This window comes from Salipiger sp. D13, assembly GCF_003703915.1.
Lineage (GTDB): Bacteria > Pseudomonadota > Alphaproteobacteria > Rhodobacterales > Rhodobacteraceae > Salipiger > Salipiger profundus.
The window spans coordinates 136,668-162,520 of record NZ_ML112593.1; the positions used below are offsets into that span (position 1 = coordinate 136,668).

The window sequence follows — 25,853 nt, forward strand, 5'->3', positions numbered from 1 at the left end:
GGGCTCCGGGCGTTGCTCTCCCGAAGCTCTTCCGTCCGGTCGCATTCGCGTGATAGGGGAGGAAGACAGAACAGCCGGGGAAGCAGATGGACGGACAGACCGACTCCGCCCAGGGCGACTGGGGGCCTTTCGGGCGCCCGATCTTCGAGGATCCGCAGGCGCGGCGCCTGTCACGCGTCGGTGTCGTGGACATCGGATCGAACTCGGTCCGACTTGTGGTCTTCGACGGCGCGGCCCGCAGCCCGGCGTATTTCTACAACGAGAAGATCATGTGCGGCCTCGGCGCCGGCATGCCCGAGACCGGCCGCCTGAACCCCGAGGGCAAAGAGCGCGCCCTGTCGGCGCTTGCCCGGTTCCAGACACTGGCGCGCGGCATGGATCTGCCGCCGCTCACTGTCGTCGCCACCGCCGCCATGCGCGAGGCCGAGGACGGCCCCGCCTTCCGTGCCGAGATCGAGCAGAAGACCGGCCTCAAGATCTGGGTCATCGACGGCGAGGAAGAGGCCCGCCTTTCCGCACAGGGCGTGCTGCTGGGCTGGCCCGGCGCCGACGGTCTGATTTGCGACATCGGCGGTTCGTCGATGGAACTGGCCGAGCTTTCCGGCGGTCAGATCGGCCGCCGCGTGACCTCACCGCTCGGCCCGCTCAGGTTCAAGGACCTCGAAGGCGGCAAGAAGGCGCGCGAGAAGCACATACGCAAGGCGATGAAGCGGCTCGGTGAAAAGATCGAGATGCGTGGCGCCCGGCTGTTCCTGGTCGGCGGCTCGTGGCGCGCCATCGCCCGCATCGACATGGAGCGGCGCAACTACCCGCTGCACGTCCTGCACGAATACCGCATGACCTGCGAAAGCGTGGCCGAGACACTGAAGTTCATCGAGAAATCGGACTTGGAAGCGCTGCGTTCCAAGTGTTCGATCTCGAATGCGCGGATGAGCCTCGTGCCCTTCGCCGGCGAGGTTCTCGCCGAGCTGATCGACAGCTTCGGCCCGGCCGAGATCGCGATCTCGTCCTACGGCATCCGCGAAGGCCTGCTCTATGAACAGATGCCGCAGAAGCTGCGCGACCGCGATCCGCTGGTGGAATCCTGCCGCTTCTCCGAAGCCAAGGACGCGCGCCTGCCCGGCTTCGGCAAGAAGCTCTACCGGTTCATCCTTCCGCTCTTCGCCGATGCCGACGCGGCCCGCCTGCGCATCGTCAAGGCGGCCTGCCTGCTGCACGACGTCAGCTGGCGCGCCCACCCCGATTACCGCGCGCAGACCTGTTTCGACAACGTCACCCGCGCCAATCTCGGCGGGCTCGACCACGCCGAGCGGGTGTTTCTCGGCCTCGCCCTGCTGCATCGCTACAAGAACAAGCGCGATGGCACCGGCTTCGAGGATTTCTACGCCCTCATCGACGAGAACGAACAGCGCAAGGCCGAGGTGCTCGGCAAGGCGATGCGCTTCGGCTCGATGCTGTGGATGTCGGACGCCAGCCAGGAAGGCGGCGCCAGTCTCGACTGGGACGCCGAAACACGGAAACTGGTGCTGCATCTCGCGCCCGAGGCGGCGTCTCTCTACGGCGAGGTCGCCGAGTCGCGGTTCAACTCGCTCGCGCGGGCGCTGTCCGCCGACACGGTCGAGGTCGATATCGCCGGGGAGTGAGGCTCGGCGCCGCGCTCAGAGCTCGATCTCGGGCCCCTCGCCGCGCGGAACATCCCGCAGCGGCGGATCGTCCTCGGGTTCGGGCGCAAGCGGGGCCTTGCGCCGCAGGATGATGTCGCCATTGGGCAGCATTTCGGGCGGGTCGTATTTCGACCAGTCCTCGACCTTCTCCATCAGCTGCACCAAGGCCGGACCCATCTCGTCGCGGAAGCTGCGCAGCGCCGGCTCCATGTCCCGTGCCATCCCCTCGAGCTCGCGGAGCGCGGGATCGAGCTCGTCCATCAGCCCCTGCATGAACATCTCGGCGCCACGCTTCATGAGTCCGCCATTGTCGTCGGACTCAGCCTCCTGCGCGGCAAGTGGCGCGGCGGTCAGGGACAGGGTCAGGAACAGGGCGGCAATGCGTCTCATGCTCATCAATATAGCACGATCCGCGCCCCGGATAAGGGGCCGAGACGTCAGAGAGGCTCGGTGCGGTAGAGCCGGATCTTGAGAGGCCCGTGCGCCACCGGCGGCCCCGGCGGCAGGAACGGCAACCCGGTGGCCCGCGCGAGCCCCGGCTCCGAGGTCACGATTCCCACGCGCCAGCCCCCGAAGCGCTGCATCAGCACCTCGCCAAGGCTCCGGTGCAAGGCATGCAGCGGCCCGGGCTTGCCGATCCGCGCCCCGTAGGGCGGGTTCACCATCACCAGCCCCGCCGGACCCTCAGGCCGCTCGAGCGCGCTCAGAGGCTGGCAGGCAAAATCGGTGACGTCGGCGACACCTGCCCGCTCGGCGTTGGCGCCGGCCATGCGGACGGCGCCGGCATCGCGGTCGAACCCGCGGAACCGCAGCCCGGTCGGTCGGTCGGGGGCCTCGGCCTTCATCGCCTGCCAGGCCGCAGTATCGAACCCCGCGAGCCGCTCGAAATCGAAAGGCCGGCTGCGCCCCGGAAGCCGCCCGGTCGCGATCTCGGCCGCCTCGAGGACGAAAGTGCCCGATCCGCACATCGGATCGATCACCGGCTCTTCGCCCCGGTATCCGCACTCCCGCAGGAACAGCGCTGCCAGCGTCTCGCGCATCGGCGCCTTGCCGACCGCCTCCTTGTGCCCGCGCCGATGCAACGGCTCGCCCGAGGTATCGACCGAGAAGGTCACCATGTTCTCCTCGATCCGCACGAGCAGCCGCACGCCCTCGTCGCCGATCGGCGCGCCCAAGGTCTCGGAAATCGCACGCTCCACCCGCTGCTTCGCGGCACCGCCGTGGTAGATCTTAGACCGACGGCTCACCGCCTCGACCTTGACCGGAACATCGGCACGCAGCACCTCGCCCCAGGGAAACTTCCGCGCCCGCTTGTCGAGCTGCGCAAGATGCACAGCCGGAAACCCGCCGATCCGCGCCAGCACCCGTGCCGCGCCGCGCAAGGTCAGGTTCGCCCGCCACACGTCTACCCAGTCCCCGTCGAAAGCAACGCCCCCCGCCTCCGGCCGCAAGGGGCCGAAACCCGCCGCCTTCGCCTCGCCGGCAAGCGCCGCCTCCAGCCCCGGCGCGCAGGCCAGGAAGATCTCGAATGTCGTGTCCATTCCGTTCGCATACAGCCTTTGCCGCCCCGCGACGAGCCCCTGCTCTTCTCCGGTTTCACAAATACCCTCGGGGGAGTCCCGGACCCCGTCCGGGACGGGGGCAGAGCCCCCGATCCCCCCTTCCCACCGCGTGCGATCCACGGCATAAGGCGCCCATGCTGAAGACCCGCATCATTCCCTGTCTCGATGTCGCCGACGGCCGCGTGGTCAAGGGCGTCAATTTCGTCGACCTGCGCGATGCGGGCGATCCCGTCGATGCCGCCCGTGCCTATGACGCCGCGGGCGCCGACGAGATCACCTTCCTCGACATCCACGCCACCCACGAGAACCGCGGCACCATGTTCGACGTGGTCACCCGCACCGCCGAGCAATGCTTCATCCCGCTCACCGTGGGCGGTGGCGTGCGCACCGTCGCCGATGTCCGTGCCCTGCTGCTCGCCGGCGCCGACAAGGTCAGCTTCAACTCCGCCGCCGTCGCCAACCCCGACGTGGTGGCCGAGGCCGCCGATCACTTCGGCTCGCAATGCATCGTCGTGGCGATCGACGCCAAGACCGTCGCCCCCGGCAAGTGGGAGATCTTCACCCACGGCGGCCGTCGACCCACCGGCATCGACGCGTTGGACTTCGCGCGCACCGTCACCGCGAAGGGCGCCGGGGAAATCCTACTGACCTCGATGGACCGGGACGGCACGAAACAGGGCTTCAACATCCCCCTGACCCGCGCGATCTCCGACGCGGTGGATGTGCCGGTCATCGCATCGGGCGGGGTCGGCACGCTCGATCACCTCGTCGAGGGCGTGACCGAGGGCCACGCCTCGGCGGTGCTCGCGGCGTCGATCTTCCACTTCGGCACATACACCATCGCGGAGGCCAAGCAGCACATGGCCGACGCGGGCATTCCCGTGAGGTTCTGATGACGCTCGAAGACCTCGAAGCCATCGTCGCCGCCCGCGCCGAAGCCTCGCCCGACGAAAGCTGGACGGCCAAGCTCCTGGCCAAGGGCCCCGAGAAATGCGCCGAGAAATTCGGCGAGGAAGCGATCGAGGCAATCATCGAGGCAGTGAAGGGCGACCGCGAGAAGCTCACCGGCGAAGCGGCGGACGTTCTATTCCACTTTCTGGTGATGCTGAAGGCGCGCGATCTTCCGTTGGCGGATGTGATGGAGGAGCTCGCCCGTCGGCAGGGGCGGTCCGGCCTGGCCGAGAAGGCATCGCGGGGCGGCTGACGTTGCCTGGGGGCTCGGCCCCCGCCGCGCTACGCGCGACTCCCCCGAGGGTATTTGAAAACCGGAGAAGACCCTTGCGTCGGCCTGCGGGACGGTGGGCGGGGCGATGTTGCCTCCGGCAACGAGCGTCGACCGGCGTCAGAGTTTCGACGAGATGACGCCGGTGTTGAAGCCACCCATGCGCAGTTCGCCGTGCAGGCGCTGGTACTCGATCTTCGGGCAGCGGTTCATCACCACCTCGATGCCACGCGCCTCGGCCGCCGCGGCGGCCTCCGCGTGCTCGACGCCGATCTGCATCCAGACGGTCCGCAGGTTCGGCAGGTGGTCAAGCGCCGCCGCGACGATGGGCGGCACGGCCTCGGGCCGACGGAAGATGTCGACCATGTCCACCTCGGCCGGCAGGTCCTCGATGGCGCCCCTCACCTCTTCACCGAAGAGCGTCGCGCCCACGTGACCGGGGTTCACGCCGATGACGCGATAGCCCTTGAGGCTCAGGTAGCGCGCCACGTAATAGCTCGGTCGGATCGGGTTGAGCGATACCCCCACCACCGCGACCACCTTGGTGCGCGCGAGAATCTCTTTCAGGAAAGCGTCGGAATAGCTCATGCGGGCACCCTAGCCTGCGCCTCGACAAAGAAAAAGCGCCCAAGGAAAGCCTTGGGCGCCAGTGCGGAACGAGGGACAGTGAAGGCGTCGCGGAGGTTCCGGCTCCGCGATCCTGCACTCGATATGGGCGCGAAAGCCACAAATGGAAGTCCGTTCAACGAAGCGTGACCAAAAAACTTGACGTTTCCAAAAAGTCTGCCCTGCATCCGGCGACCCTTACTCGGCAGCCATCGGCGCGCCCTGCATCAGGTTCCAGAGCCGCATCGGCGTGAACGGCATGTCGACCTGCTTCACGCCCAACGGCCAGAGCGCATCCTGCACCGCGTTCGAGACGGCGGCCAGCGCGCCCACCGTGCCCGCCTCGCCACAACCCTTCATCCCCATCGGGTTGCCCGTCGAAGGCACAGGCTCGACATCGAAACGGATGAACGGCACATCGTCGGCGCGCGGCATCGCGTAGTCCATGAAGGTCGCGGAGAGCAACTGCCCGTCCTCGTCGAAGACGACCCGCTCGCAGAGGGCCTGACCAAGTCCTTGAGCCACGCCGCCGTGCACCTGCCCCTCGGCCAGCATCGGGTTGATCAGGTTGCCGAAATCGTCGACCACGGTGTATTTCACCACCTCTGCGACGCCGGTCTCCCGGTCGATCTCGACCTCGGCGAAATGCGCGCCGTTGGGGTAGGAGCGCGCCTCGATCCGATCGCGGGCGGCCCAGGTCAGCAGGTCCTCGCGTCCCTTCGCGCGGGCCATGTCCGCCACCTCGAGCATGGTCGGTGTGAGGTTCGATCCCTCGGCCCGGAAGCGTTCGTCGTCGAAGGCCACCGCCCCCGCATCGACACCCATCTCCTCGGCGAGAAACGTCGAGAAGCCCTCGACCATCTGGTTCACGCAGGCCAGCGTCACGTTCGCCTGCGTGGTCACCGAGCGCGAGCCGCCGGTGCCGCCACCGCGCGCGATCAGGTCGCTGTCGCCCTGCACGAAACCGATCTTCTCGAAGGGGATGCCGGTCTGGTCGCTGAGGAACTTCGCGAACACGGTCTCGTGGCCCTGGCCGTTCGACTGGGTGCCGACGTAGATCGTCGCGCCGCCATCCTCGGTGAAGGCGACCTTCACGTCCTCGGCGGGGTCGCCGAGGATCGACTCGATGTAGAAGCAGAGCCCGAGCCCCCGCAGCTTTCCCTGTGCCTCGCTCTCGGCGCGGCGGGCGGCAAAGCCCGCGACATCCGCGTCGGCGATGGCATGGTCGAGCACGCGGGGAAAATCGCCCACGTCGTAAGTCTCGCCCGTGGGCGTCGTGTAGGGGAAGTCCTTGATGAAGTTGATCCTGCGCAGCTCGCTCGGGTCGAGCCCCAGCTCGCGCGCCGCCCGGTCCATCACCCGCTCGAGCACGTAGATCGCCTCGGGGCGGCCGGCGCCGCGGTAGGCGTCGACCTGCGTGGTGTTGGTGTAGATCCCCTCGACCCGCATGCAGGCGGCGGGGATGTCGTAGGTGCCGGTCAGCACCTTCGAGAAGAGCTGGGTCTGGATCGGCTGACCGAACCCCGAGTTGTAGGCCCCGAGGTTGCAGATCGTGTGGATGCGATACCCGGTGATCCGGTTGTCGGCGTCGAAGGCAAGCTCGGCCATGGTCACGAGATCGCGCCCCGCGTGGTCCGACAGCATGCCCTCGGTACGCTCCGACATCCAGCGCACCGGGCGGCCCAGCACGCGGGCCGCCTGCGCGACGCAGAAATATTCCGGATAGGAGGCCGCCTTCATCCCGAAGCCGCCGCCCACGTCGGGGTTGGTGATGCGCACCGCGCCCTCGTCCAGCCCCATGGCATGCGCCAGCTCGGACTTCATGTCCCACACGCCCTGCCCGTTGAAGGCCACGTGGATGCGGGCACCGTCCCACTCGGCGTAGCAGCCGCGCCCCTCCATGGCGTTGACGATGACCCTGTTGTCACCGACCTCAAGCCGCACGGTTCGCGCCGCCGCCTCGAACGCCGCGGCGGTGGCGGCCTCGTCGCCCATGCCCCAGTCGAAGGCCCGGTTGTCCGGCGCCTCGGGATGGATCGTCTCGCCCCCCGGCGCCAGCTCGACATGCGCCGGCAGTTCGTCGTAGTCGAGCTCGATCAGCTCGGCCGCGTCGCGGGCCTGGTCGATGGTCTCGGCCACCACCAGTGCCACGGGCTCGCCCACGTGGCGCAGCTTGCCCCGCGCGAGCATCGGCCGCTCGGGATCGGCCGCCTTCGAGCCGTCGCGGTTGGTCAGCACCGCGCCATCCATGCGCACGTCCATCCCCGCCGCCAGCAGGTCGTCCACCGTCAGCACGAGATGCACACCCGGCGCCTCGCGCGCCTCGGACACGTCAAGCGTGGTGATCGTCGCATGTGCCACGGGCGAGCGCAGCAGGATCGCGTGCAGGGCTCCATCCGGCGCGATGTCGTCGACGTAGCGCCCGTGGCCGGTGAGAAAGCGCACGTCCTCGCTGCGCTTGAATGACTGGCTCTTGCCGAACTTCTCCATCGGGGATCCCTCGCGCGTCGCTTGTCCGTTTCGCGCGACTGTAAGCAGGCCCCGGCCCATGTCCAGCGCCGCGAGGCGGAAATCTCAGCAGCCTGCCGTCATCCGCACGATCCTGCGCGCACCGTAGCCGTTGAAGCCTGTCACGAGCGCACGGGAATAGGCCCCCATTCCCTCGAAGACGATATAGTCATCCTCTCGGATCGCCTCCGGCAGCACCACCGGCTCGGGCAGCCGGTCGAGGCTGTCACAGGTCGGACCGAAGACGATGCGCGCACGCAGAGCCCCGCCGCGCGGCAGCCCGTCCGGCCGCACCACCCGCAACCGCCCCATCGGCCCGAGGTCACGCCATTCCGCCATGCCACCGTAGATGCCATCGTTGACGAAGACCGCCTCCTCCTCGACCGTCTTCACCCGAAGCGCCAGCATCAGCGCCTCGGCACAGAGCCCCCGCCCCGGCTCGCAGACCAGCTGCGGCGGGCTCTCAAAGGCCGCACGGGCCGCCCCGGAGATGGTGTCGAAGATGGTCTCGAGCTCCGGTCGCCCCTCGCCACGGTCCGAGGGAAAGCCGCCCCCGACATTCAGCCGACAGAGCGCGACGCCAGCCTCGCGGGCGATCTCCGCGGCCGTGTGGATATAACGCGCCCAAGGGGCCGCGGTCCGGCACTGCGTTCCCGGGTGAAAGGTCAGAGAGGGCGTGAACCCCATCTCCGCCACCCGCCGCAACAGGGCCACCGCGAGCCCGGGCTCGGCGCCGAACTTGGCGCCGAAATCATAGGCCGCGCCCGTCACCGGCAGCTTCAGCCGCACCGCGACCTCGGTGCCGCGCGGCAGCCGCGCCAGCTTGTCGAGCTCGCGCATCCGGTCGACCGACCACGAGACGCAGCCCTGCTCGATCCCAGCCTCGATCTCGGCTTCCGAGCGCACCGGGTTGTGATAATGCAGCACCGCATCCGGACAGTGTCGGCGGACAAGCGCCATCTCCGCCGGCGAGGCCACGTCGAAGGCGCGCACGCCCGCCGCGACCAGCCCGTCGAGCACCTCCGGCGCCGGGTTCGCCTTCACCGCGTAGGTCACCAGACCGGGAAACCCCTCGCGAAACCGCCGGGCGACCTGCTGCAGCCGGACCGGACAGAAGAAGAAGACCGGGTCGTCAGGACAGCTCCGCGCCAGCCATCGCTCGGGTGTGGGCAAGAGGGTCTGCTCGATCCCCATGACATGTCCTTCCTGTTCACGCTGTTTCTGTCCAGTGTGCATGCGGAAACGCTCGATTTCGTCCGGCGGATTTGGCAAACTGCACGCAAGAGAGGGCAATTTGACGAGACCATGACCAAAATCGACGAAACCGACCGGGCGCTCGTAGCGCTGCTCTCCGCCGATGCGCGCATGCCCGTCTCCGATCTCGCGCGCCGTCTCGGCCTCGCCCGCACCACCGTGCAGGCCCGGATCGAGCGGCTCGTCGCCCGGGGCGCCATCGCCGGCTTCACCATCCGCCGTGGCGCCGCGCTGAAGGAGGCGATCCGCGCCACGGTGCTCGTCTGCATCGAGCCGCGCGCGCAGGCCGAAGTGCTCTCTCGCCTCCGCCAGCTGCCCGCGGTCGAGACCGTGCACACCGCCTCGGGGCGGGTCGATCTCATGGTCATCGTCTGCGCCGCCTCGACCGAGGAACTCGACGCCACCCTCGACCGCATCGCCGAGGCCCGGGGCGTGCGCAGCTCGGAAAGCCTCATCCACCTGAGCACCAAGATCGACCGCCGCGGCTGACGCCGGTCCCTTCTTCTCTTTCCAAATACCCTCGGGAGTGAATGCGGCGCAGCCGCAGAGGGGGCAGCGCCCCCTGCCCCACGACCCAAACAAGCGAAACGGCGGGCGCTCACGCACCCGCCGTCCATCTCGTCGGATCGAAACCCGTGTCAGCCGGCCGCGCGGGCGTCGGGCTTGAAGCTGATCCGCTCCGAGGCGGTGAAGCGCCCACCGCGGGTCTTCTCGATCTTGCCCTCGCGCAGGAGCTGGCCGAACGAGCGCAGCCGGTCCTCGCGGCTGGATTCGCTGGCCTCCGCCTGCCGCACCTTGGTCATGAGCTGCGGCCGCGAGAACTGCTCGCGCCCCTCGACGAAGGACATGTAGGCCGCCGCCGCCTCGAGCAGCTCGGGCAGGTCACTGGCACCGACGCTCTGCGCGTATTCGGCGAAATCCCCGACCTCTTCGCCGGAACCGATCTCATCCTCGAAATCGCTCAGGCGGACCCGGCGCGGGCGGGCCGGCGCCATGGACGCATCGACACGCTGTTCGGCCACGAGCTTGAGCGGCGCCTGGCGGCCGGGCTCGACGGGGCGTTCGGTGTGGCTCTCGGGCGCCCGCGGGCGACGCGGGCGCACCGCGTTGGCAAGATCCTCGCGGTAGGGCTCGATGACCTCCTCGCTGTCGGCCTTGCGGCCCAGCAGCTTGTCGGCCCGGGTTGCGGCCACGGCGGCGCGCAGATGCGCGATGGCGCTGCGCCGCCGGTTGCCCTCGGGCTCCTCGAGCTGGGTGTTGGTTTCGTCGAGAATGCGCGACGCGTCGTTGTCGCGTACGCTCTTCTCCGTGAGCATGGCTCGCGCAGGGCTCGACATTTTAACGGCCTTGCGGGCGCTTTCGGCCGCAGCGCGCTGGATTTCTTCCGCAGCCTCCTCCGACAGCTGATCTCCCTCGCCTTCGGTCTCGTCGAGGAACCGCACGACCGGTTCCGAAGTATCCTCGTCCTCGTCGCCCCAGGCGTCGTCATCGAGCAGCGCACGCTCGTCATCGACCTCGTCCTCCGAGCGCTCGGGCGCGCCGAAGGCATCGTCCTCCTCGCCCCACTCGTCGCCGAAATCCCAGTCGCCCCCCTCGTCTTCGGCCACAACCGAAGAAACCGCTTCGTCGACATCATCGACACCGGCCGACGGGCGCACATCCTGCGTATCCTCATCGTTCCATGCGTTGCCAAAGTCCGCCTCGAGCTCGGCTTTCACGGCGGCAAGTTCGCGGACGAGATCGTCTTCGTCCTCGCGGCTGAGGCTGCTTACCGTATCCTGACGCGCGGGTTCTGCGGCCTCCTGCACTTCTTCGAGCGCCCCCTTGGCCACGGCAGTGTCGAATTGCGCCCGCTTCACTTTAACGACACGCGCACGGGCGCGACGAACGGGGGGCAGAGGCGCTTCTGCCGGCGACCGGCGCTGCGCGGCGGACGCTGCCGGCGCGGCGGAAGCGTCATCGGGCTCCTCATCGAACTCGGCTTCCGGCAGCTTGTCGACAGCGAGGTCCTCCTGCCGCGCGGTCGCGTCTCCGTTCTCGTCTTCCAGCGAGAGCCGGCGCGCTGCGGGCTTGCCGGCCGAGACGACCTCGCGGATACGGCGCAGCTTGGCCGCGACACTCTCGGGATCGGTCGAGGCCGCAGCGGGGCGCGGACGTGCCGGAGGCGTCTCGACTTCCTCGATATCCTCGAAATACTCGGCCTCCGCTTCGAGACTGTCGGCGCCCGGCGCGCCCTCAGACGGCACGACATCGCTCTCGGCAAGCGCCGCGGCGATGCTGTCTGCGAGCCCGCGGCTCTCTTCTTCCGGCTCGATCAGGTCGGCGTCGATCGACTCGGGGGCGGCATCTGCCGCGCCCCGGGGTTCCTCGGAAGGCTGCGGCGTCGGCGTCTCGACCGGGGCGGACGCTTCCGGTGCGCCGGCAATGGTCTCCTGATGCGGAGTCGCAGTCGGCTTTGCTTCGGGCTCGACACTCGCGGGCTCGTCGCCACGCTCTGCTGCGATCTCTGCCTCCTCGACCGGCGCCTGCTCGGCCTGCGGCGCCTTGCGCACCGTCACCGGGCCGGCTGAAAGCGCGGCGCTCAGCGCACCCGGCGACGCGCCGCCCCCGCGATAGGGGTTTTGCAGCGTCAGCGCACCCTCGCCTGGCTCGGACGCGAGTTGCGCCTGCAGGAGCTGGGCAGCGAGTTCGGGGTCGAACTGCGGCGGCTCGGCACCGAAGAAACGGTCCTCGTGAACGATGCCACGAAAGAAATGGGTGGTGTCCTTGACCACCCCGAGCGGATCCTCGAAGCCTTCCGCCGTGCAGGAGAAGGTGCCGTAGGAGACCGTCAGAATCTTGCTCGAACTCACCATTGCTGCTCACTTTCATTCGCTATGCAACAAAGCATTTACCATGACATCCGAGACGAAAGCCGAACGAATCTTGGGAATGGAGCGTATCATTTCGTGTCCACATTGTGTCCTGTTTCGCGAAAAGCCATTAATTCACCATGAATCGATCAATTGTCCAAAGCTCCGAGCCGATCCTTCTTGTCGGCGGCGGCACGAGCAACCCAGACGTGCTGAATGCGCTGCTGGCCGACTGCCGCCGGCATGTCGCGGCAGACAGCGGTGCGGACACGCTGCTGCGGCACGGCATAACGCCCGAGGCGGTCATCGGCGACCTCGACTCCCTGCCCGACGAGGCGCGGGCGCAGATCCCGCCGGAGCGGATTCACCACATTCCCGAACAGGACAGCACCGATTTCGACAAGTGCCTGAGGAACATCGCGGCACCGCTCATCTACGGCACGGGCTTTCTGGATCCGCGCATCGATCACCAGCTTGCGGGCCTCACGGTGCTTGCCCGCCGAGCCGAGAAGCGCTGCATCCTGATCGGCCAGTCCGACATCATCGCGCTGGCGCCGCCGCGGCTGGGGCTCGCACTGCCACCGCGCACGCGAGTCTCGCTGTTTCCGATGGGGGATGTGCGCGGAGACAGCACCGGCCTGCGCTGGCCGCTTTCGGGGCTCGATTTCGCCCCCGGGCTGCGCGTCGGCACTTCGAACGAGACCAACGCGGAATGCCTCGAGCTAAGCTTCGACGCGCCCCTGATGCTGGTCATTCTGCCGGTGGAACAACTTCCGGCACTGGCGCAGGGGCTTCTTTCTGCGCCCGAAGCGTGGCCCGCTCGCGCATGAATATGTAGAGTCCGGCTGCCATCGTGATGCTGATGCCGAGAGTGGCAAGCGGGTTCGGCAGGTCTCCGAAGATCAGGAACCCGAAGATCGTGGCGAAGGGGATCTCGAGATACTGCATCGGCGCGAGGGTTGCCCCCGGTGCGTAGCGCAGGGACCAGGTCATCAGCAGGTGACCCAGCGTGCCGAGCAGGCCGATGGCGAGCAGCAGCCCCCAGAGGTCCAGCCCGACCGAGCGCCAGGCGATGTCGGGCACGCGGCCCTCGGGGATCACAAGCAGGAGCAGGCCGATCACCACAACCGCCATGATGCCGGAAATCGCCTGAAGCGAGATCGCGTCGATCTCGCGCGAGATGATGCGGGTGGTGAGCATGAAGACCGAGAAATTCACCGCGACCCCGAGCGGCAGGAGCGCCGGCCAGCCCACATCACGGAAGGCGGGCTGCACGACCATCAGCGTGCCGACGAAGCCGACCGCACAGGCCGCGAGCCGGCGCCAGCCGACCTCTTCTCCCAGTGCGAAGTGGCCCAGGAGAAGCATCAGGAACGGCATGATGAAGGCGATCGCAACCGCGTCGGCGAGCGGCAGGTAGCGCAGCGCGGACACCATCATTCCGATACCGAGGATATGCAGCAGCGTGCGCAGGAAGGTGATCGCCATGACCTTGCGGCGGAACCGCCAGGCGCGCCCGGTCAGAACCATGAGCGGGATCAGAACCGCCGCCTGTATCGCGAACCGGACGAAGACAAGCTCCGCGAGGGGCACATGCGGCCCGAGGATCTTGGCAACCGCATCGGCGAGCGGCGCAACGATGCAGAAGCCGAGCATCAGCATGATGCCCAGAAGGGGTTTGTCCTGACTCATGCAAAAAGCCTATCTGCGGCATTTTCATCCGGCAAGCACTACCTGTGGTCATTTTGACCGAACGATCAAACAACCTCTGAATGATAGGCGCTAACGCTGCACGGCAGCGTCCCGACGTTATGCGGACAGCCGCGCACAGGGGTCATGTCGCGGGTTGCGCCCCTCGGCTGCTTCCCCTACATAGCGCGCCAAGACCGCAGGCTTCGGGACCTTCCATGCAGAACGTCATTCTCATCGTGCATCTTCTCCTCGCGCTCTCGCTGATCGGCGTGGTGCTGCTGCAGCGCTCCGAAGGGGGCGGGCTCGGCATGGGCGGCGGCGGCGGCGCAATGAGCCAGCGCGCGGCCGCGACGGCCCTCGGAAAGGTCACCTGGGCGCTTGCCATCGGGTTCATCGTCACCTCGCTGACGCTGACCGTCATCGCGGCGCAGGATGCCTCGGGCGTTTCGGTCATGGACCGGCTGACCGGCAACGCTCCGGCGGCCGAGACAGGCGGTTCCGCGACCGGCACCGACGGGATTGACACCGACGCACTGCTGCCCCCGCCCTCGGCGGAAGACGGCAACACGTCGCCCGACGCTCCTCTGGTTCCGCGCGCGGACTAAGCGCAGCAGACAAACCACCATAGATTGAGGGCCGCGCCCGGCACCGCAACAGCATCTTGCGGTCGTCTGGACAGTGATGCGCGAATCTCTATAAGATGGACTCCCGTGATGCTGCGGTCCTGAAGGACTGCGGGTGTCCTGAACTTGAGAAAAATCACGGGGTCGCGCCACCATGGCACGTTACATCTTCATCACCGGCGGTGTGGTATCTTCGCTTGGCAAGGGCCTTGCGTCGGCCGCGCTCGGCGCGCTTCTTCAGGCGCGCGGCTTTTCCGTCCGGCTGCGCAAGCTCGATCCCTACCTGAACGTCGATCCGGGCACGATGTCGCCGTTCGAGCACGGCGAGGTCTTCGTCACCGATGACGGCGCCGAGACCGACCTCGACCTCGGTCACTACGAGCGCTTCACCGGCGTGCCCGCCCGCAAGACCGACTCGGTCTCTTCGGGGCGCATCTACACCAACGTGCTCGAGAAGGAGCGCCGCGGCGACTACCTCGGCAAGACCATCCAGGTCATTCCGCACGTCACCAACGAGATCAAGGACTGGCTGTCGGTCGGCGAGGACGAGGTCGACTTCATGCTCTGCGAGATCGGCGGCACCGTCGGCGACATCGAGGGCCTGCCATTCTTCGAGGCGATCCGCCAGTTCGGTCAGGACAAGCCGCGCGGCCAGTGCATCTTCATGCACCTGACGCTGCTGCCGTGGATCAAGGCGTCGGGCGAGCTGAAGACCAAGCCGACGCAGCACTCGGTCAAGGAACTGCGCTCGATCGGCATCGCGCCGGACATCCTCGTCTGCCGCTCCGAGGGGCCGATCCCGCAGAAGGAGCGCGAGAAGCTGGCGCTGTTCTGCAACGTCCGCCCCGAGAGCGTCATCGCCGCGCAGGATCTGCCGTCGATCTACGACGCGCCGCTCGCCTACCATCGCGAAGGGCTCGACCAGGCGGTGCTCGACGCCTTCCAGATCACCCCTGCCCCGCAGCCGAATCTCTCGAAATGGGATGACGTCTCCGAGCGCATCCACAACCCCGAGGGCGAGGTAAACGTCGCCATCGTCGGCAAGTACACGCAGCTCGAGGATGCCTACAAATCCATCGCCGAGGCGTTGACCCATGGCGGCATCGCCAACCGGGTCAAGGTCAAGCTGAACTGGGTCGATGCCGAGCTCTTCGAACGCGAAGACCCCTCGCCCTACCTCGAGGGCTACGACGCGATCCTCGTTCCCGGCGGCTTCGGCGAGCGCGGCACCGAGGGCAAGATAAAGGCGGCCAAGTTCGCCCGCGAACACGAGATCCCCTATCTCGGGATCTGCCTCGGGATGCAGATGGCGGTGATCGAGGCGGCCCGCAACGTGGCCGGCGTGTCCAAGGCCGGCTCCGAGGAATTCGACCACGAGAAGGGCGAGAAGCGCTTCGAGCCGGTCGTCTACCACCTCAAGGAGTGGGTGCAGGGCAACGAGAAGGTCAACCGCTCGGTTGCCGACGACAAGGGCGGCACCATGCGTCTCGGCGCCTATGACGCCGTCCTCAAGGAAGGCTCGAAGGTCGCGCAGGTCTACGGCACCACCGCCATCGACGAGCGTCACCGCCACCGCTACGAGGTCGACATCAAGTATCGCGAGGCGCTCGAGAAGGGTGGCTTGTGCTTCTCGGGCATGTCGCCCGACGGTCGCCTGCCGGAAATCGTGGAATGGCCGGATCACCCGTGGTTCATCGGCGTGCAGTTCCACCCTGAGCTGAAGTCGAAGCCCTTCGATCCGCACCCGCTTTTCAAGGACTTCGTCCGCGCGGCCAAGGAAAGCTCGCGGCTGGTCTGAACCGGCCGCTCCGGACGCGGCGCCCGAGGACGGGCGCCGCCCCTCTTGGTCCAGCGGGGCGCCCGGCAGTCCGGACCGCTCCCTGCGACGGCCACCGCGCTCAGAGCGCGGTGCCCTCCCCGGCCCCCTCGTCAAAGACATCGTCCTGAACCGGTGGCTCGTAGGGCCCTTCTGGCTCAGAGGGTTCGTAGGGCTCTTCCTCGTATCCCATCCGGTCGTCATCGCCCGGGTTGAGATGCGGGTAGAGGTCCGGATGCTGCCGGATCATCCGCTTTTCCAGTCTCTCGAGATACCGGACGAGCTGAGACAGGCTCGGGTCGTTTGCCTCGATATAGGCCATCGCCTGCGCCATGGCCTGCTGCTTCGTGGCCACCGGCAGCGCGTCCAGCGTGTAGTAGACCTTCCAGCGGGGCCCGCCGAGCCACACCGCCGCGAACATCACCTTGGCGCGGCGCTCGGGCGTACCCGACACCACCAGCGCGTCGAAGAACATCCGGTGCACGTCTTCCCAGCGCGCCTGGTGGTAGAAGGCGCCGCCTTCGTTCCCGACCCCGCAATAGGCATCGTGCATGGCGGCGGCGTCGACGTATTCCGGCGCGGTAGGCCGACCGAGGATCGACACGAAGATCTTCGGAATCGAGGCGCCGTCGGTGAGCGTGCCCGCCGGCGCGTGCCAGACCCTGCGGTTGGCATCCACGAAGCGCAGCGGCTCGGCCAGCGGAAAGAAGGTATAGGCCCGCTTCGGCAGCGTCACCGGCCTGTCGACCACCCGGACCGGCGTGTTCTCGTAGCCGCAATTGCCGGGCCGCACCGCGCAATTGGCTTCATAGAGCACGCGGACGCCGTCCACGTCCTGCGTCGTCGGCGCGCAGGCGGCGAGGCCTGCGAGAAGCGCACCGGGCAGCCACACTCTGTGCATGGGGGAAATACCTCTGGTTCTGAAAACACCTTCCGCGAGGTTAGCGGCAGCTTCCCCGCCCGCACAAGGTGCCGGATTCCCGCCTCGACAGTTGATGCGAATCAAGGAAACCAACTGCTGTTTCGAATGACATGTCGCCTGAACGCGCCACATCCGGAGACCCGACATGCTCAGACTCGCAGGCATTCTCTATTCGCTGATCGGCACGACCCTGGCAGGCAGCCTCGTCGTCGTCGCGCTGGTGACCGGCTACGACACGCTCGTGCCCATCGTGACCGGCGCCTTCGTGGGCGCGGTCGTCGCGCTGCCGGTCACATGGCTCGTGGCGCGGTCGATCTATTCCGCCAACTGAGCCAGCAGCCCCTCGGCCGCGGCTTCGATCAGGTCCAGCGTGCCCTCGAAATCGCGCGTGTAATAGGGGTCTGGCACCTCGTGTGTGCCGGCCCCGGGCGCGTAATCCATGAACAGACCAAGCCCGGCGCGGCTATTCTCCGGACGGGCCCGCTCAAGATGGGCGAAGTTGGCCTCGTCCATCGCAAGGATCAGGTCGAACCGGTCGAAATCATCCGGGGTGAAGCGCCGCGCCCGCTGCCCCGAGAGATCGTACCCCCGCGTCCGCGCCACGCGCTGCATCGGCGGATAGGGCTGTTCGCCGACGTGGAAGGCGTCGGTTCCGGCGCTGTCGATCTCGAGCGCGAGCCCGCGCGCCTCGGCCATGGCACGCAGCACGCCCTCGGCCGAGGGCGACCGGCAGATGTTGCCGAGACAGACGAAGAGAATACTCTGGACCATGGGCGCTTCCTTTCGCGCCCGACCCTAAACGGTTCGACACAGGGGGAAAAGCGGCATGGCCGACAAGATCGTCATTCTGACCGGCGCCGGCATCTCGGCGGAAAGCGGGCTGGGCACGTTCCGCGACGAGGGCGGCCTCTGGGCGAAACACCGCATCCAGGACGTGGCCACGCCCGAGGGCTTCGCGCATGATCCGGCGCTGGTGCACGGCTTCTATAACGCCCGGCGCGCGCAGGCCGCCGAGGCGACGCCGAACCCTGCCCACGAGGCGCTTGCGCGGCTCCAGCGCGACTGGCCCGGCGAGGTGGTGATCGTCACGCAGAACGTCGACGGGCTGCACGAGAAGGCCGGCGCCGAGGTCATCCACATGCACGGCGCCCTCGACAGCGCGCTCTGCCATGCCTGCGGGCACCGCTGGCCGGCGCCGCCCGAGATGGTCGTGGGCGAGCCCTGCCCCGCCTGCGGCGCCGGGGCTGGCCGGCCCGATGTCGTGTGGTTCGGAGAGATGCCCTATCACATGGACCGCATCGAGGAGCACCTGCTGACCTGCGATCTCTTCGCTGCCGTCGGCACCTCGGGCAAGGTCTACCCCGCCGCCGGCTTCGTGGAGGAAGCCACCTTCGCCGGCGCACGCACGGTCGAGCTGAACCTCAGCGACAGCGATGTCAGCCGGATCTTCCAGGAGCACCGCGTCGGCCCGGCCAGCCGGATCGTGCCCGAGTGGGTGGCAGCGCTGCTGCGCGGCATACCGTCCTGCGCATAGATTGCTGACGCCCCGAAGGCATGAAACCGGCGCGCACCGGAGCCCAGTGCGCGCCGCTCATGCAATCTGGACTAGGCTCAGTTGCCGTGCTTCATGCCGTGCGTCGGCTGGCGCTCGAGATCGACGGGGATCTCGACCACCTTCTCGCCGGCGGCCTCGAACGTCAGCGTGACGGTCACGGTCTTGTCCTGCTCGAACGGCGCGGTCAGCCCCATGAACATGACGTGATCGCCACCGCGCTTCAGAGCGTGGCTGCCATTCGCGGGAATCACGAAGCCTTCCTCGACTTCGGTCATCCGCATCACGCCGTTGTCGTCGGCGATATGGGTGTGAAGCTCCACCTTGGCCGCCGCGTCCGAACTGACCGAGACCAGCCGGTCGTCCCCGGCGCCGGTGTTCTCGATCACCATGAAGGCGGCGCCGGTCTTGGCGGTGGCCATGGCGCTGCGGGCGTAGGCGTCCTTGACCACGATGTCGGCAAGGGCGGGAGCGGAGAAGGCAAGCGCCGCGGCACCTGCGAGAATCAGGGATTTCATGCTGTTCGTCCTCTGGGTCTGTCTGTTTCCTTGAAGATGGAGTTCAGACACCCGGCGGCGGGTCGCGGGCCTGCGGCCCCGGCGCGCGGCGCCCTTCGGCGCGCCAGATCGCGTCGCCCTGCGCGACGTCGTGCCAGACAGAGGCATGAACCGGCGGCTCCCAGCCACCTCCGACCGAGGTGAAAAGCGTGAGCAGCCCATCGGGACAGACATGCGCCCGGCTGACCGGTGCCCCGGTCTCGTCCACCAGAACGGTGACCAGGCCGAGCCCGGAGCAGATCACCACTTCGCCCGCCGGCGCCGGCTGCGCCCGCGCCACCGCCATCTGGTAACCGGTCAGCGCGACCGCCAGCGCAAGCAGATAAGCAGCGAAGGGATATCTTTTCCGTTGCATCGCGCAATCTGTAGGCAAGACTCGCCCAAATGTAACGCGACAAAAGGAAACAGGCCCGGCGCATCGCGCACCGGGCCTGTGGATAATCCTGTGGAGTCGGCGAATCAGGCCTGGGCGGCCTGGGCCTTCGCGATCTCTTTCTTCACCTTCAGCGCATTGGTGCTGAGGTCGGTGTCCTTTGCCTTGGCAAGGAACTTGTCAAGACCGCCGCGATGGTCCACCGAGCGCAGGGCCGAGGCCGAGATGCGCAGCTTGACGCCGCGTCCGAGGGTCTCGGACTGCAGGGTGACATCGTTCAGGTTCGGCAGGAAGCGCCGCTTGGTCTTGTTGTTGGCGTGGCTCACATTGTGACCCGTCATCGGGCCTTTGCCGGTCAGTTCGCATACGCGCGACATGGGTCCATCCTCATCGTCTCGGGGCGAAAATCCGGCTGTCAGGCAGTGTCTGCCGATCTTTCCGCCAATATGAAAGGGCGCCGCCAGGGGCGCCCGGAATCTGGTCGGGCTTCTCTAGCCTCAAGCCCCCTGCGCGTCAAGCCCTTCGCAAGCAGCCTTTCACCCCTTGTTCACGACCGGCTCCGCCGCCGCTCCGAGGGCCTCCAGCCGCGCCGCCAGCACGGGCCTCCCGCGCCGTTTCGCGACCCGGCTCATGTGCGCGAAATAGCTCGGCGAGCAGCGCCGCGCCAGCCGGTGCGTGCCGATCAGCGCCGCCGCGTCGACACCGCCGTGAAAGAGCTGCGCCTGCAGCGCTGGGAATGCCCCGCCCTGCCGCAGCACCCGCGTCGGAGGATGGCCCCCGCCCGCAAGCCGGCAGATCCGCAGGCGCGGAAACAACGCCTGCGCCTGCGCCAGAGCCGCGTGCCGCAGGTCCATGCCGAGGAAGGGATCGCAGAGCACCACGCCGCGCAGGTCGCGGTTGCCGTGCAGGCGCAGATCCCCCGCCACGGCATCGAAGCCGCCGGCCTCGACCCGGTAGCGCGGGTCCCAGGGCACCACCTCGGGCGCGATCGAGACCTGCGGCGCCACCGCGATCACCTGCGCGAGCCCCAGCACGCCGGAGAATCGCAGCGCACCGTAGCCGCCCATCGAGAACCCCAGCGCCACCGCCCGAAGGTAGCGCGGCGCAAGCGCCCGCAGCGCCGCCTCCAGCGCCGGGGTCTCGGCGTTGACGAACCAGTCGTTCCAGCGGCTCTGGATATGCAGATGCGCGTAGCCCTTCGCGGTATAGGCCCGCACCGGCCGCGCATCCTCGAAGGTGCCCGGCGCGCCGACCCGTTGCCGGAAGCTCACGAAAAGCCGTCGTCGGTCGCCCTTGAACAGATCGGCCCGCAGCAGCGCGCCGTCGAAGACGCGCTCGGCCCTCATGCGGGCTGGCTCTCCCCCAGGTAGGTCTCGAGCAGTTCCTCGGCGGCGACGGCGGCGCTGATCTCGCCCGCCTCGACCTGCCGCGCCAGCGCCTGCATCGCGCCCCTGACCGGCTCGCGCCTGAGCCGCGCCAGCAGCCCCTCGCGCACCTCCGCCTCGAACCAGTAGCGCGCCTGCTCGGCCCTCCGCCCGGCAAAATGGCCGGTCTCGCGCCGCCAGTCGGTCAGCGCCTGCATCTCCTCCCAGGCATGTTCCAGCCCGCTCTGCTCGACCGCCGAGACGGTCAGCGCCTTGGGGAAGCCCTCGGGGTCCTGCGGCCGCTTGCGCAGCAGCCGCAGCGCGCCGGCATAGTCGGCGCAGGTGCGCGTCGCCGTGGCCTTCAGCTCGCCGTCGGCCTTGTTGACGAGGATGATGTCGGCGGTCTCCATGATCCCGCGCTTCACCCCCTGCAACTCGTCGCCCCCGGCGGGCGCCAGCAGCAGCATGAACAGGTCCGACATCTCGGCCACCACCGTCTCGGACTGACCCACGCCCACCGTCTCGATGAGGATCACGTCGAATCCCGCCGCCTCGCAGAGGTCGATCGCCTCGCGCGTGCGCCGCGCCACGCCGCCGAGGTGCGACTGCGACGGCGACGGCCGGATGAAGGCGTCACGCTCGCGGCTCAGCTGCTCCATCCGCGTCTTGTCGCCGAGGATCGAGCCGCCCGACCGCGCCGAGGACGGGTCCACTGCCAGCACCGCGACCTTCAGCCCCTGCGCGATGAGCATCATGCCGAAGCTCTCGATGAAGGTCGACTTGCCGACCCCCGGCGTGCCCGAAAGCCCGATCCGCAGCGCCTCGCGCCCGTGCCCGCGCAGCCGCTCGATCAGCGCCCGCGCCTCCGCCCGGTGATCCGCCCGCCCGCTTTCCACCAGCGTGATCGCCCGCGCCAGCGCCCGGCGTTCCCCCTTCAGGATACGCTCCGCCAGATCGTCGATGTCCATGCCCTGCCCCTTGTCCTGCTTCTCCCCGAAATGACCCCCGCAAGCCCGGGATGTCTACCCCCTCGCCCCGGCCCTTCTCCGGTTTTCCAAATACCCTCGGGGTGAATTGGCGCGCCCCGCGCGCCAAGAGGGGCAGCGCCCCTCTCGACGCCACGCCCCGCATCCCGCATAACGCCCGGCATGATCTGCCTGCCCATCGACGACGCCCTGCCCGCGCTCATCTCGGCCCTTCGCAACCGTGGGCGCGCCGTGCTGCAGGCCCCGCCCGGGGCCGGCAAGACCACCCGCGTGCCGCTCGCCATGCTCGACGCCGGCCTCACCGGCGGCCGCATCGTCATGCTGGAGCCGCGACGCCTCGCCGCGCGCGCCGCCGCCGCACGCATGGCCGAGAGCCTCGGCGAAAACGTGGGCGAGACCGTGGGCTACCGCATCCGCGGCGAGGCGAAGGTTTCGAAGCGCACCCGCATCGAGGTGGTGACCGAGGGCATCCTGACCCGGATGATCCAGTCCGATCCCGAGCTCTCGGGCGTCGGCGCGGTGCTCTTCGACGAGTTCCACGAACGCTCGCTCAACGCCGACCTCGGCCTCGCGCTCTGCCTCGAGATCGCCGGCGCGCTGCGCGACGACCTGATCCTGCTGGCGATGTCGGCGACCCTCGACGCGGGCCCCGTGGCCGAGCTGATGGAGGCGCCGGTGATCACCTCCGAGGGCCGCGCCTTCCCGGTCGAGACCCGCTGGCTCGACGCGCCACTGCCGAAGCGGCAGCGCTTCGAGGAATCGATGGCCGATCTGATCGCGAAGGCGGCAGGCGAGACCAAGGGCGGCATCCTCGCCTTCCTGCCCGGCGAGGGCGAGATCCGCCGCACCGAGGCGCTGCTGAGAAAGCGCCTGCCCGCCGACGTGACGATCCGGCCGCTGTTCGGCGCGATGGAGTTCGCGGCGCAGCGCGCGGCGATCCGGCCCGAGCCAGAGGGACGCAAGCTGGTGCTCGCCACCGCCATCGCCGAGACCTCGCTCACCATCGAGGACATCCGCGTGGTGGTCGACGGCGGCCGCGCCCGTCGCGCCCGCTTCGATCCCGGCTCCGGCATGTCGCGGCTGGTCACCGAGCGCGTCACCCGCGCCGAGGCCACCCAGCGCGCCGGCCGCGCGGGCCGTGTCGCCGAGGGCACCGCCTACCGGCTCTGGACCAAGGGCGAGGAAGGCGCACTGCAGGCCTATCCGCCGGCCGAGATCGAGAGCGCCGACCTTTCGGGACTGGCGCTGGAACTGGCGCTCTGGGGTGCCACGCCCGACGACCTGCCGTTCCCGAGCCCGCCCAACCCCGGTGCCTACGCCGAGGCGCAGGCGCTGTTGCGGATGCTCGGCGCGCTCGACGAGGCCAACCTCGTCACGCCGCATGGCAAGATGCTGGCGAAGCTGCCGCTGCACCCGCGGCTGGCGCACATGCTGAGCCTTGCGGGGCCACAGGCGGCGCCGCTCGCGGCGCTGCTGTCGGACCGCGACCCGCTGACCGGCGCGCCCTCGGACATCGCGCTGCGGCTCGAGGCCATCGCCGATCCGCGCCGCTTCGCCGAGAGGCGCCCGCACGGGGTGAACCGCGGCGCGCTCGAACGCATCCGTACCGAGGCGAAACGGCTGGCGAAACGGGCCGGGCCCGGCGACGGCGAGGTCCTCGGTGCCGCCGCGCAGGCCGCGCTCGCCTACCCCGACCGCGTGGGGCTGCACCGCAACGGCGACGCGCCGCGCTTCCAGCTGTCGGGCGGCAAGGGCGCGGTGATGGACGCGGGCGATCCGCTCGCCGGCGCGCGGCTGATCGTCGTCACCGACACCGACGGCAACCCGCGCGAGGCCCGCATCCGGCAGGCGACGCAGATCACCGAGGGCGAACTGCGCGCGCTCTACGCCGACCGGATCGGCTGGCACGACAGCTGCGCCTGGTCGAAGCGCGAGCGCCGCGTGGTGGCGCGCCAGCAGGAACGCTTCGGGGCCATCGCGCTCGACGACCGGATCTGGAAGGACGCCCCGGAGGAGGTCGTCGCCCGCGCCATGCTCGACGGCGTGCGCGAACTGGGGCTAGCGCTTCCGAACGCCTCGCGCCGCTTCTGCGCCCGCGTGGCGCTCGGGCGGGAAGCCGGGCTCGACCTGCCCGACCTGTCGGAGCCCGCGCTGATGGAGACGCTCGAGGACTGGCTGCTGCCGTTCCTCGGCGGCGTGAAGACGGCGGAGGAGTGGAAGCGCTTCGACCCGCTGCCGGCGCTGCGCGCCCGGCTCGACTGGGGGCAGATGCAGGCACTCGACGCGGCGGTGCCGGCGCGCTTCACCACGCCGCTCGGGCGCGAGATCCCGATCGACTATTCCGGCGAGCACCCGGAGATCGCGCTGCGGCTGCAGGAGATGTTCGGCCAGCGCAACCATCCGATGGTGGGCCGGACGCCGCTGCGGGTCACGCTGCTGTCGCCGGCGCAACGGCCGGTGCAGACCACCATGGACCTGCCGGGGTTCTGGGACGGCTCCTACGCCGACGTGCGCAAGGACATGAAGGCGCAGTATCCCAGGCACCCCTGGCCCGAGGATCCGCGCCAGGCCGACCCGACGTTGCGCGCCAAGCCGCGCGGGCGGTAAGGGGGCGCTGCCCCCTCGGCCTGCGGCCTCACCCCCGAGGGTATTTGTAAAGAGAAGAAGGCGGGAGCGGGGCCTAAGACGGTTCTGGCATTTCCGAGGACGGGGGCGCGGTCAGTCGTCAGTCGTCCCACCAGGGGCCGTGGTGACTGTCCTGTCCGTCGAGCCGGTCGTAGCCGTGGTTGCCGAAGAAGTCGCGCTGCGCCTGGATCAGGTTCGCGGTGCCGTGCGGCTGGCGCATCATGTCCCAGAAGGTGAGCGCGGCGCCCAGCACCGGCAGCGGGTAGCCCGCGGCCGTGGCGGCACCGACGACCCGGCGCAGCGCGGGAATGCCGGTCGCGAAGATGTCGGCGAAGCGCGGCGCGAGGAAGAGTTGGCCCTGTGGGGTGCCCTCGGTGAAGGCCTCGGAGATGTCATCGAGCAGCTTCGCACGGATGATGCAGCCGGCGCGCCAGACGCGGGCGATGGCGGCATAGTCGAGCCCCCAGCCGTAGCGGTCGGAGGCGGCGGCAAGGATGCGGAAGCCCTGTGCGTACTCGAGGATGCGGGCGGCGAGCAGCGCCGCCTCGAGGTCGCCCTCGTCGATCGCGGGACGGTCACGGGCGGTGCCGAAGGTGCTGCCGGCGGCCTCGCGCAGGCCGGTTTCCGAGGACCAGGAGCGGGCCGCCACCGCCGCCTCGATCATCGTCGCGGACTGGCCGAGTTGCACCGCCTCGATCACCGTCCAGCGGCCGGTGCCCTTCTGGCCGGCGGCGTCGCGGATGGCGTCGACCATCGGGCCCTCGCCCAGCGGGTCGTCATAGCGCAGGATCTTCGCGGTGATCTCGAAGAGGTAGCTGCCGAGCGGGCCGTCATTCCAGGCCTCGAGCCGGTCGGCAACCGCCTCGGCGGAATGTTCGAGACCGTTGCGCAGCAGGTCGTAGACCTCGGCGATCATCTGCATGTCGGCGTATTCGATGCCGTTGTGCACTGTCTTGACGAAATGGCCGGCGCCGTCGGGACCCATGCGGTCGACGCAGGGTGTGCCCTCGAAGCGGGCGGCGATGGGCTCGAGGATCGGCTGGAGGTCGGCCCAGCTCTGCGCGGAGCCGCCGAACATCATCGAGGGGCCATGCCGCGCGCCTGCCTCGCCGCCGGAGACGCCGAGGCCGACGAAATGCAGGCCGCTCTCGGCCAGCCGCTCGGCCCGGCGGCGGGTGGCGTGGAAATCGGCGTTCCCGGCGTCGATCACCGTGTCGCCCGGCTCGAGCAGCGGTATCACCGTGTCGAGCATCTCGTCGACCGGACCGGTCGAGGGGATCATCGCGAGCAGCAGCCGCGGCTTCGGCAGCGCTGCCACCAGCGCCGGCAGGTCCGGGGCCGTGGTGATGCGCTCCGCGAAGGGCGTGGCCCGGCGTTCAAATGTCGCGATGAGATCCGCGGTGACGTTCGACACGGCCACGGGAATGCCGTGATCGGCCATGTTGAGCGCCAGCGCCGAGCCCATCGTGCCCAGCCCGTAGACGCCGATCTTCGGGTCTGCCATTTGCCTCTCCTTCGTCGTGCTACCGGGTCTAGCTAGGTGAAGCGGCGCGCGGAACAATGCGCCCTCACGCACAGGAGAGCGGCGCCATCGCGCAAGCCGCGGAGGGGGCCGTCACCCGGCCCCGCTTGCCCGCCTGTGCCGAGCCCCTCGCGCGCGCGACCCGGCGACGCG

General features: G+C 68.8%; 25 protein-coding genes. 10 read left to right on the top strand and 15 right to left on the bottom strand.

The window, feature by feature from the left end; genetic code table 11:
* Positions 1–86: 86 nt before the first annotated feature.
* Entirely contained in the window at positions 87–1,643 is a 1,557-nt protein-coding gene (gene ppx, locus D6860_RS09145; protein ID WP_076623693.1) for an exopolyphosphatase, read from the top strand.
* Between the two features lie 15 nt (positions 1,644–1,658).
* On the opposite strand, the gene D6860_RS09150 is transcribed toward ppx, so the two are convergent.
* Together D6860_RS09150 and D6860_RS09155 are read right to left on the bottom strand one after the other, a co-directional pair.
* The gene (locus tag D6860_RS09150; RefSeq protein WP_076625373.1) at positions 1,659–2,054 is read right to left on the bottom strand and encodes a hypothetical protein; all 396 of its coding nucleotides are present in this window, start codon (positions 2,052–2,054) and stop codon (positions 1,659–1,661) included.
* A gap of 47 nt (positions 2,055–2,101) precedes the next feature.
* Entirely contained in the window at positions 2,102–3,205 is a 1,104-nt protein-coding gene (locus tag D6860_RS09155) for a THUMP domain-containing class I SAM-dependent RNA methyltransferase (protein ID WP_017467347.1), read from the bottom strand.
* 155 nt (positions 3,206–3,360) lie between these two features.
* On the opposite strand from D6860_RS09155, the gene hisF reads away from it, so the two are divergent.
* Both hisF and D6860_RS09165 read left to right on the top strand, forming a co-directional pair.
* Complete coding sequence (gene hisF, locus D6860_RS09160) at positions 3,361–4,119, top strand: imidazole glycerol phosphate synthase subunit HisF (protein ID WP_076623692.1); 759 nt, start codon at positions 3,361–3,363, stop codon at positions 4,117–4,119.
* On the top strand, positions 4,119–4,430 hold the full coding sequence (locus D6860_RS09165) for a phosphoribosyl-ATP diphosphatase (RefSeq protein ID WP_076623691.1): 312 nt from the start codon (positions 4,119–4,121) through the stop codon (positions 4,428–4,430). The genes hisF and D6860_RS09165 overlap by 1 nt, the downstream gene beginning before the upstream one ends.
* A gap of 138 nt (positions 4,431–4,568) precedes the next feature.
* Here D6860_RS09165 and D6860_RS09170 read toward each other — a convergent pair whose 3' ends face one another.
* The 3 genes from D6860_RS09170 to D6860_RS09180 all read right to left on the bottom strand — a co-directional run bounded on the left by D6860_RS09170 (position 4,569) and on the right by D6860_RS09180 (position 8,756).
* The gene (locus D6860_RS09170) at positions 4,569–5,036 is read right to left on the bottom strand and encodes a CoA-binding protein (RefSeq protein ID WP_017469517.1); all 468 of its coding nucleotides are present in this window, start codon (positions 5,034–5,036) and stop codon (positions 4,569–4,571) included.
* 216 nt (positions 5,037–5,252) lie between these two features.
* Positions 5,253–7,544 carry a xanthine dehydrogenase family protein molybdopterin-binding subunit gene (locus tag D6860_RS09175; RefSeq protein ID WP_093412070.1) on the bottom strand — a complete coding sequence of 764 codons (2,292 nt, stop codon included), beginning with the start codon at positions 7,542–7,544 and terminating at the stop codon, positions 5,253–5,255.
* 84 nt (positions 7,545–7,628) lie between these two features.
* Positions 7,629–8,756 carry a type III PLP-dependent enzyme gene (locus D6860_RS09180; protein WP_076623689.1) on the bottom strand — a complete coding sequence of 376 codons (1,128 nt, stop codon included), beginning with the start codon at positions 8,754–8,756 and terminating at the stop codon, positions 7,629–7,631.
* Positions 8,757–8,867: 111 nt separating this feature from the next.
* On the opposite strand from D6860_RS09180, the gene D6860_RS09185 reads away from it, so the two are divergent.
* Positions 8,868–9,305, top strand: coding sequence for an Lrp/AsnC family transcriptional regulator (locus D6860_RS09185; RefSeq protein WP_076625372.1), 438 nt, complete (start codon positions 8,868–8,870; stop codon positions 9,303–9,305).
* Between the two features lie 149 nt (positions 9,306–9,454).
* Here D6860_RS09185 and D6860_RS09190 read toward each other — a convergent pair whose 3' ends face one another.
* Positions 9,455–11,671: a hypothetical protein gene (locus D6860_RS09190; protein ID WP_017467291.1), complete on the bottom strand. Its 2,217-nt coding sequence runs from the start codon at positions 11,669–11,671 to the stop codon at positions 9,455–9,457.
* 137 nt (positions 11,672–11,808) lie between these two features.
* On the opposite strand from D6860_RS09190, the gene D6860_RS09195 reads away from it, so the two are divergent.
* Positions 11,809–12,498 (top strand): thiamine diphosphokinase, encoded by a 690-nt coding sequence (locus D6860_RS09195; protein ID WP_076623688.1) that lies wholly within the window; start codon positions 11,809–11,811, stop codon positions 12,496–12,498.
* Here the strand turns inward: D6860_RS09195 and D6860_RS09200 are convergent.
* Entirely contained in the window at positions 12,419–13,360 is a 942-nt protein-coding gene (locus tag D6860_RS09200) for a DMT family transporter (protein ID WP_076623687.1), read from the bottom strand. The two genes, D6860_RS09195 and D6860_RS09200, sit on opposite strands and share 80 nt — an antisense overlap.
* A 215-nt stretch (positions 13,361–13,575) precedes the next feature.
* On the opposite strand from D6860_RS09200, the gene secG reads away from it, so the two are divergent.
* Together secG and D6860_RS09210 are read left to right on the top strand one after the other, a co-directional pair.
* A complete protein-coding gene (gene secG, locus D6860_RS09205; protein WP_076623686.1) occupies positions 13,576–13,965 on the top strand; it encodes a preprotein translocase subunit SecG in 390 nt (129 codons plus the stop codon).
* Positions 13,966–14,137: 172 nt separating this feature from the next.
* Complete coding sequence (locus D6860_RS09210; RefSeq protein WP_076623685.1) at positions 14,138–15,781, top strand: CTP synthase; 1,644 nt, start codon at positions 14,138–14,140, stop codon at positions 15,779–15,781.
* A 100-nt stretch (positions 15,782–15,881) separates the two neighbouring features.
* Here the strand turns inward: D6860_RS09210 and D6860_RS09215 are convergent, their stop codons facing one another.
* Complete coding sequence (locus tag D6860_RS09215) at positions 15,882–16,700, bottom strand: DUF1353 domain-containing protein (RefSeq protein WP_076623684.1); 819 nt, start codon at positions 16,698–16,700, stop codon at positions 15,882–15,884.
* Between the two features lie 166 nt (positions 16,701–16,866).
* On the opposite strand from D6860_RS09215, the gene D6860_RS09220 reads away from it, so the two are divergent.
* On the top strand, positions 16,867–17,052 hold the full coding sequence (locus D6860_RS09220) for a CTP synthetase (RefSeq protein ID WP_076623683.1): 186 nt from the start codon (positions 16,867–16,869) through the stop codon (positions 17,050–17,052).
* Here D6860_RS09220 and D6860_RS09225 read toward each other — a convergent pair.
* Entirely contained in the window at positions 17,037–17,492 is a 456-nt protein-coding gene (locus D6860_RS09225) for a low molecular weight protein-tyrosine-phosphatase (RefSeq protein ID WP_076623682.1), read from the bottom strand. The two genes, D6860_RS09220 and D6860_RS09225, sit on opposite strands and share 16 nt — an antisense overlap.
* A gap of 55 nt (positions 17,493–17,547) precedes the next feature.
* Here D6860_RS09225 and D6860_RS09230 point away from each other — a divergent pair, with 55 nt between their 5' ends.
* Positions 17,548–18,255, top strand: a complete 708-nt coding sequence (locus tag D6860_RS09230) for an NAD-dependent deacylase (protein WP_076623681.1) — start codon at positions 17,548–17,550, stop codon at positions 18,253–18,255.
* A 77-nt stretch (positions 18,256–18,332) separates the two neighbouring features.
* On the opposite strand, the gene D6860_RS09235 is transcribed toward D6860_RS09230, so the two are convergent.
* The 5 genes from D6860_RS09235 to meaB form a co-directional block, all read right to left on the bottom strand.
* Positions 18,333–18,791, bottom strand: coding sequence for a copper chaperone PCu(A)C (locus D6860_RS09235; protein WP_076623680.1), 459 nt, complete (start codon positions 18,789–18,791; stop codon positions 18,333–18,335).
* Between the two features lie 43 nt (positions 18,792–18,834).
* Positions 18,835–19,185, bottom strand: a complete 351-nt coding sequence (locus D6860_RS09240) for a hypothetical protein (RefSeq protein WP_229743306.1) — start codon at positions 19,183–19,185, stop codon at positions 18,835–18,837.
* 104 nt (positions 19,186–19,289) lie between these two features.
* On the bottom strand, positions 19,290–19,580 hold the full coding sequence (gene rpmB, locus D6860_RS09245; protein ID WP_076623679.1) for a 50S ribosomal protein L28: 291 nt from the start codon (positions 19,578–19,580) through the stop codon (positions 19,290–19,292).
* 159 nt (positions 19,581–19,739) lie between these two features.
* On the bottom strand, positions 19,740–20,549 hold the full coding sequence (locus tag D6860_RS09250) for an alpha/beta hydrolase (protein WP_076623678.1): 810 nt from the start codon (positions 20,547–20,549) through the stop codon (positions 19,740–19,742).
* Positions 20,546–21,535, bottom strand: a complete 990-nt coding sequence (meaB, locus tag D6860_RS09255) for a methylmalonyl Co-A mutase-associated GTPase MeaB (RefSeq protein WP_076623677.1) — start codon at positions 21,533–21,535, stop codon at positions 20,546–20,548. The genes D6860_RS09250 and meaB overlap by 4 nt, the downstream gene beginning before the upstream one ends.
* Before the next feature lie 180 nt (positions 21,536–21,715).
* On the opposite strand from meaB, the gene hrpB reads away from it, so the two are divergent.
* A complete protein-coding gene (gene hrpB, locus D6860_RS09260) occupies positions 21,716–24,160 on the top strand; it encodes an ATP-dependent helicase HrpB (RefSeq protein WP_076623676.1) in 2,445 nt (814 codons plus the stop codon).
* A 118-nt stretch (positions 24,161–24,278) separates the two neighbouring features.
* Here hrpB and gndA read toward each other — a convergent pair whose 3' ends face one another.
* Entirely contained in the window at positions 24,279–25,682 is a 1,404-nt protein-coding gene (gene gndA / locus D6860_RS09265) for an NADP-dependent phosphogluconate dehydrogenase (RefSeq protein ID WP_076623675.1), read from the bottom strand.
* Positions 25,683–25,853: the final 171 nt, after the last annotated feature.

Excerpts from the sequence above, each read along its gene's own strand:
- ppx (WP_076623693.1), top strand. The coding sequence starts at position 87 with ATGGACGGACAGACCGACTCCGCCCAGGGCGACTGGGGGCCTTTCGGG.
- D6860_RS09150 (WP_076625373.1), bottom strand. The coding sequence starts at position 2,054 with ATGAGACGCATTGCCGCCCTGTTCCTGACCCTGTCCCTGACCGCCGCG.
- D6860_RS09155 (WP_017467347.1), bottom strand. The coding sequence starts at position 3,205 with ATGGACACGACATTCGAGATCTTCCTGGCCTGCGCGCCGGGGCTGGAG.
- hisF (WP_076623692.1), top strand. The coding sequence starts at position 3,361 with ATGCTGAAGACCCGCATCATTCCCTGTCTCGATGTCGCCGACGGCCGC.
- D6860_RS09165 (WP_076623691.1), top strand. The coding sequence starts at position 4,119 with ATGACGCTCGAAGACCTCGAAGCCATCGTCGCCGCCCGCGCCGAAGCC.
- D6860_RS09170 (WP_017469517.1), bottom strand. The coding sequence starts at position 5,036 with ATGAGCTATTCCGACGCTTTCCTGAAAGAGATTCTCGCGCGCACCAAG.
- D6860_RS09175 (WP_093412070.1), bottom strand. The coding sequence starts at position 7,544 with ATGGAGAAGTTCGGCAAGAGCCAGTCATTCAAGCGCAGCGAGGACGTG.
- D6860_RS09180 (WP_076623689.1), bottom strand. The coding sequence starts at position 8,756 with ATGGGGATCGAGCAGACCCTCTTGCCCACACCCGAGCGATGGCTGGCG.
- D6860_RS09185 (WP_076625372.1), top strand. The coding sequence starts at position 8,868 with ATGACCAAAATCGACGAAACCGACCGGGCGCTCGTAGCGCTGCTCTCC.
- D6860_RS09190 (WP_017467291.1), bottom strand. The coding sequence starts at position 11,671 with ATGGTGAGTTCGAGCAAGATTCTGACGGTCTCCTACGGCACCTTCTCC.
- D6860_RS09195 (WP_076623688.1), top strand. The coding sequence starts at position 11,809 with ATGAATCGATCAATTGTCCAAAGCTCCGAGCCGATCCTTCTTGTCGGC.
- D6860_RS09200 (WP_076623687.1), bottom strand. The coding sequence starts at position 13,360 with ATGAGTCAGGACAAACCCCTTCTGGGCATCATGCTGATGCTCGGCTTC.
- secG (WP_076623686.1), top strand. The coding sequence starts at position 13,576 with ATGCAGAACGTCATTCTCATCGTGCATCTTCTCCTCGCGCTCTCGCTG.
- D6860_RS09210 (WP_076623685.1), top strand. The coding sequence starts at position 14,138 with ATGGCACGTTACATCTTCATCACCGGCGGTGTGGTATCTTCGCTTGGC.
- D6860_RS09215 (WP_076623684.1), bottom strand. The coding sequence starts at position 16,700 with ATGCACAGAGTGTGGCTGCCCGGTGCGCTTCTCGCAGGCCTCGCCGCC.
- D6860_RS09220 (WP_076623683.1), top strand. The coding sequence starts at position 16,867 with ATGCTCAGACTCGCAGGCATTCTCTATTCGCTGATCGGCACGACCCTG.
- D6860_RS09225 (WP_076623682.1), bottom strand. The coding sequence starts at position 17,492 with ATGGTCCAGAGTATTCTCTTCGTCTGTCTCGGCAACATCTGCCGGTCG.
- D6860_RS09230 (WP_076623681.1), top strand. The coding sequence starts at position 17,548 with ATGGCCGACAAGATCGTCATTCTGACCGGCGCCGGCATCTCGGCGGAA.
- D6860_RS09235 (WP_076623680.1), bottom strand. The coding sequence starts at position 18,791 with ATGAAATCCCTGATTCTCGCAGGTGCCGCGGCGCTTGCCTTCTCCGCT.
- D6860_RS09240 (WP_229743306.1), bottom strand. The coding sequence starts at position 19,185 with ATGCAACGGAAAAGATATCCCTTCGCTGCTTATCTGCTTGCGCTGGCG.
- rpmB (WP_076623679.1), bottom strand. The coding sequence starts at position 19,580 with ATGTCGCGCGTATGCGAACTGACCGGCAAAGGCCCGATGACGGGTCAC.
- D6860_RS09250 (WP_076623678.1), bottom strand. The coding sequence starts at position 20,549 with ATGAGGGCCGAGCGCGTCTTCGACGGCGCGCTGCTGCGGGCCGATCTG.
- meaB (WP_076623677.1), bottom strand. The coding sequence starts at position 21,535 with ATGGACATCGACGATCTGGCGGAGCGTATCCTGAAGGGGGAACGCCGG.
- hrpB (WP_076623676.1), top strand. The coding sequence starts at position 21,716 with ATGATCTGCCTGCCCATCGACGACGCCCTGCCCGCGCTCATCTCGGCC.
- gndA (WP_076623675.1), bottom strand. The coding sequence starts at position 25,682 with ATGGCAGACCCGAAGATCGGCGTCTACGGGCTGGGCACGATGGGCTCG.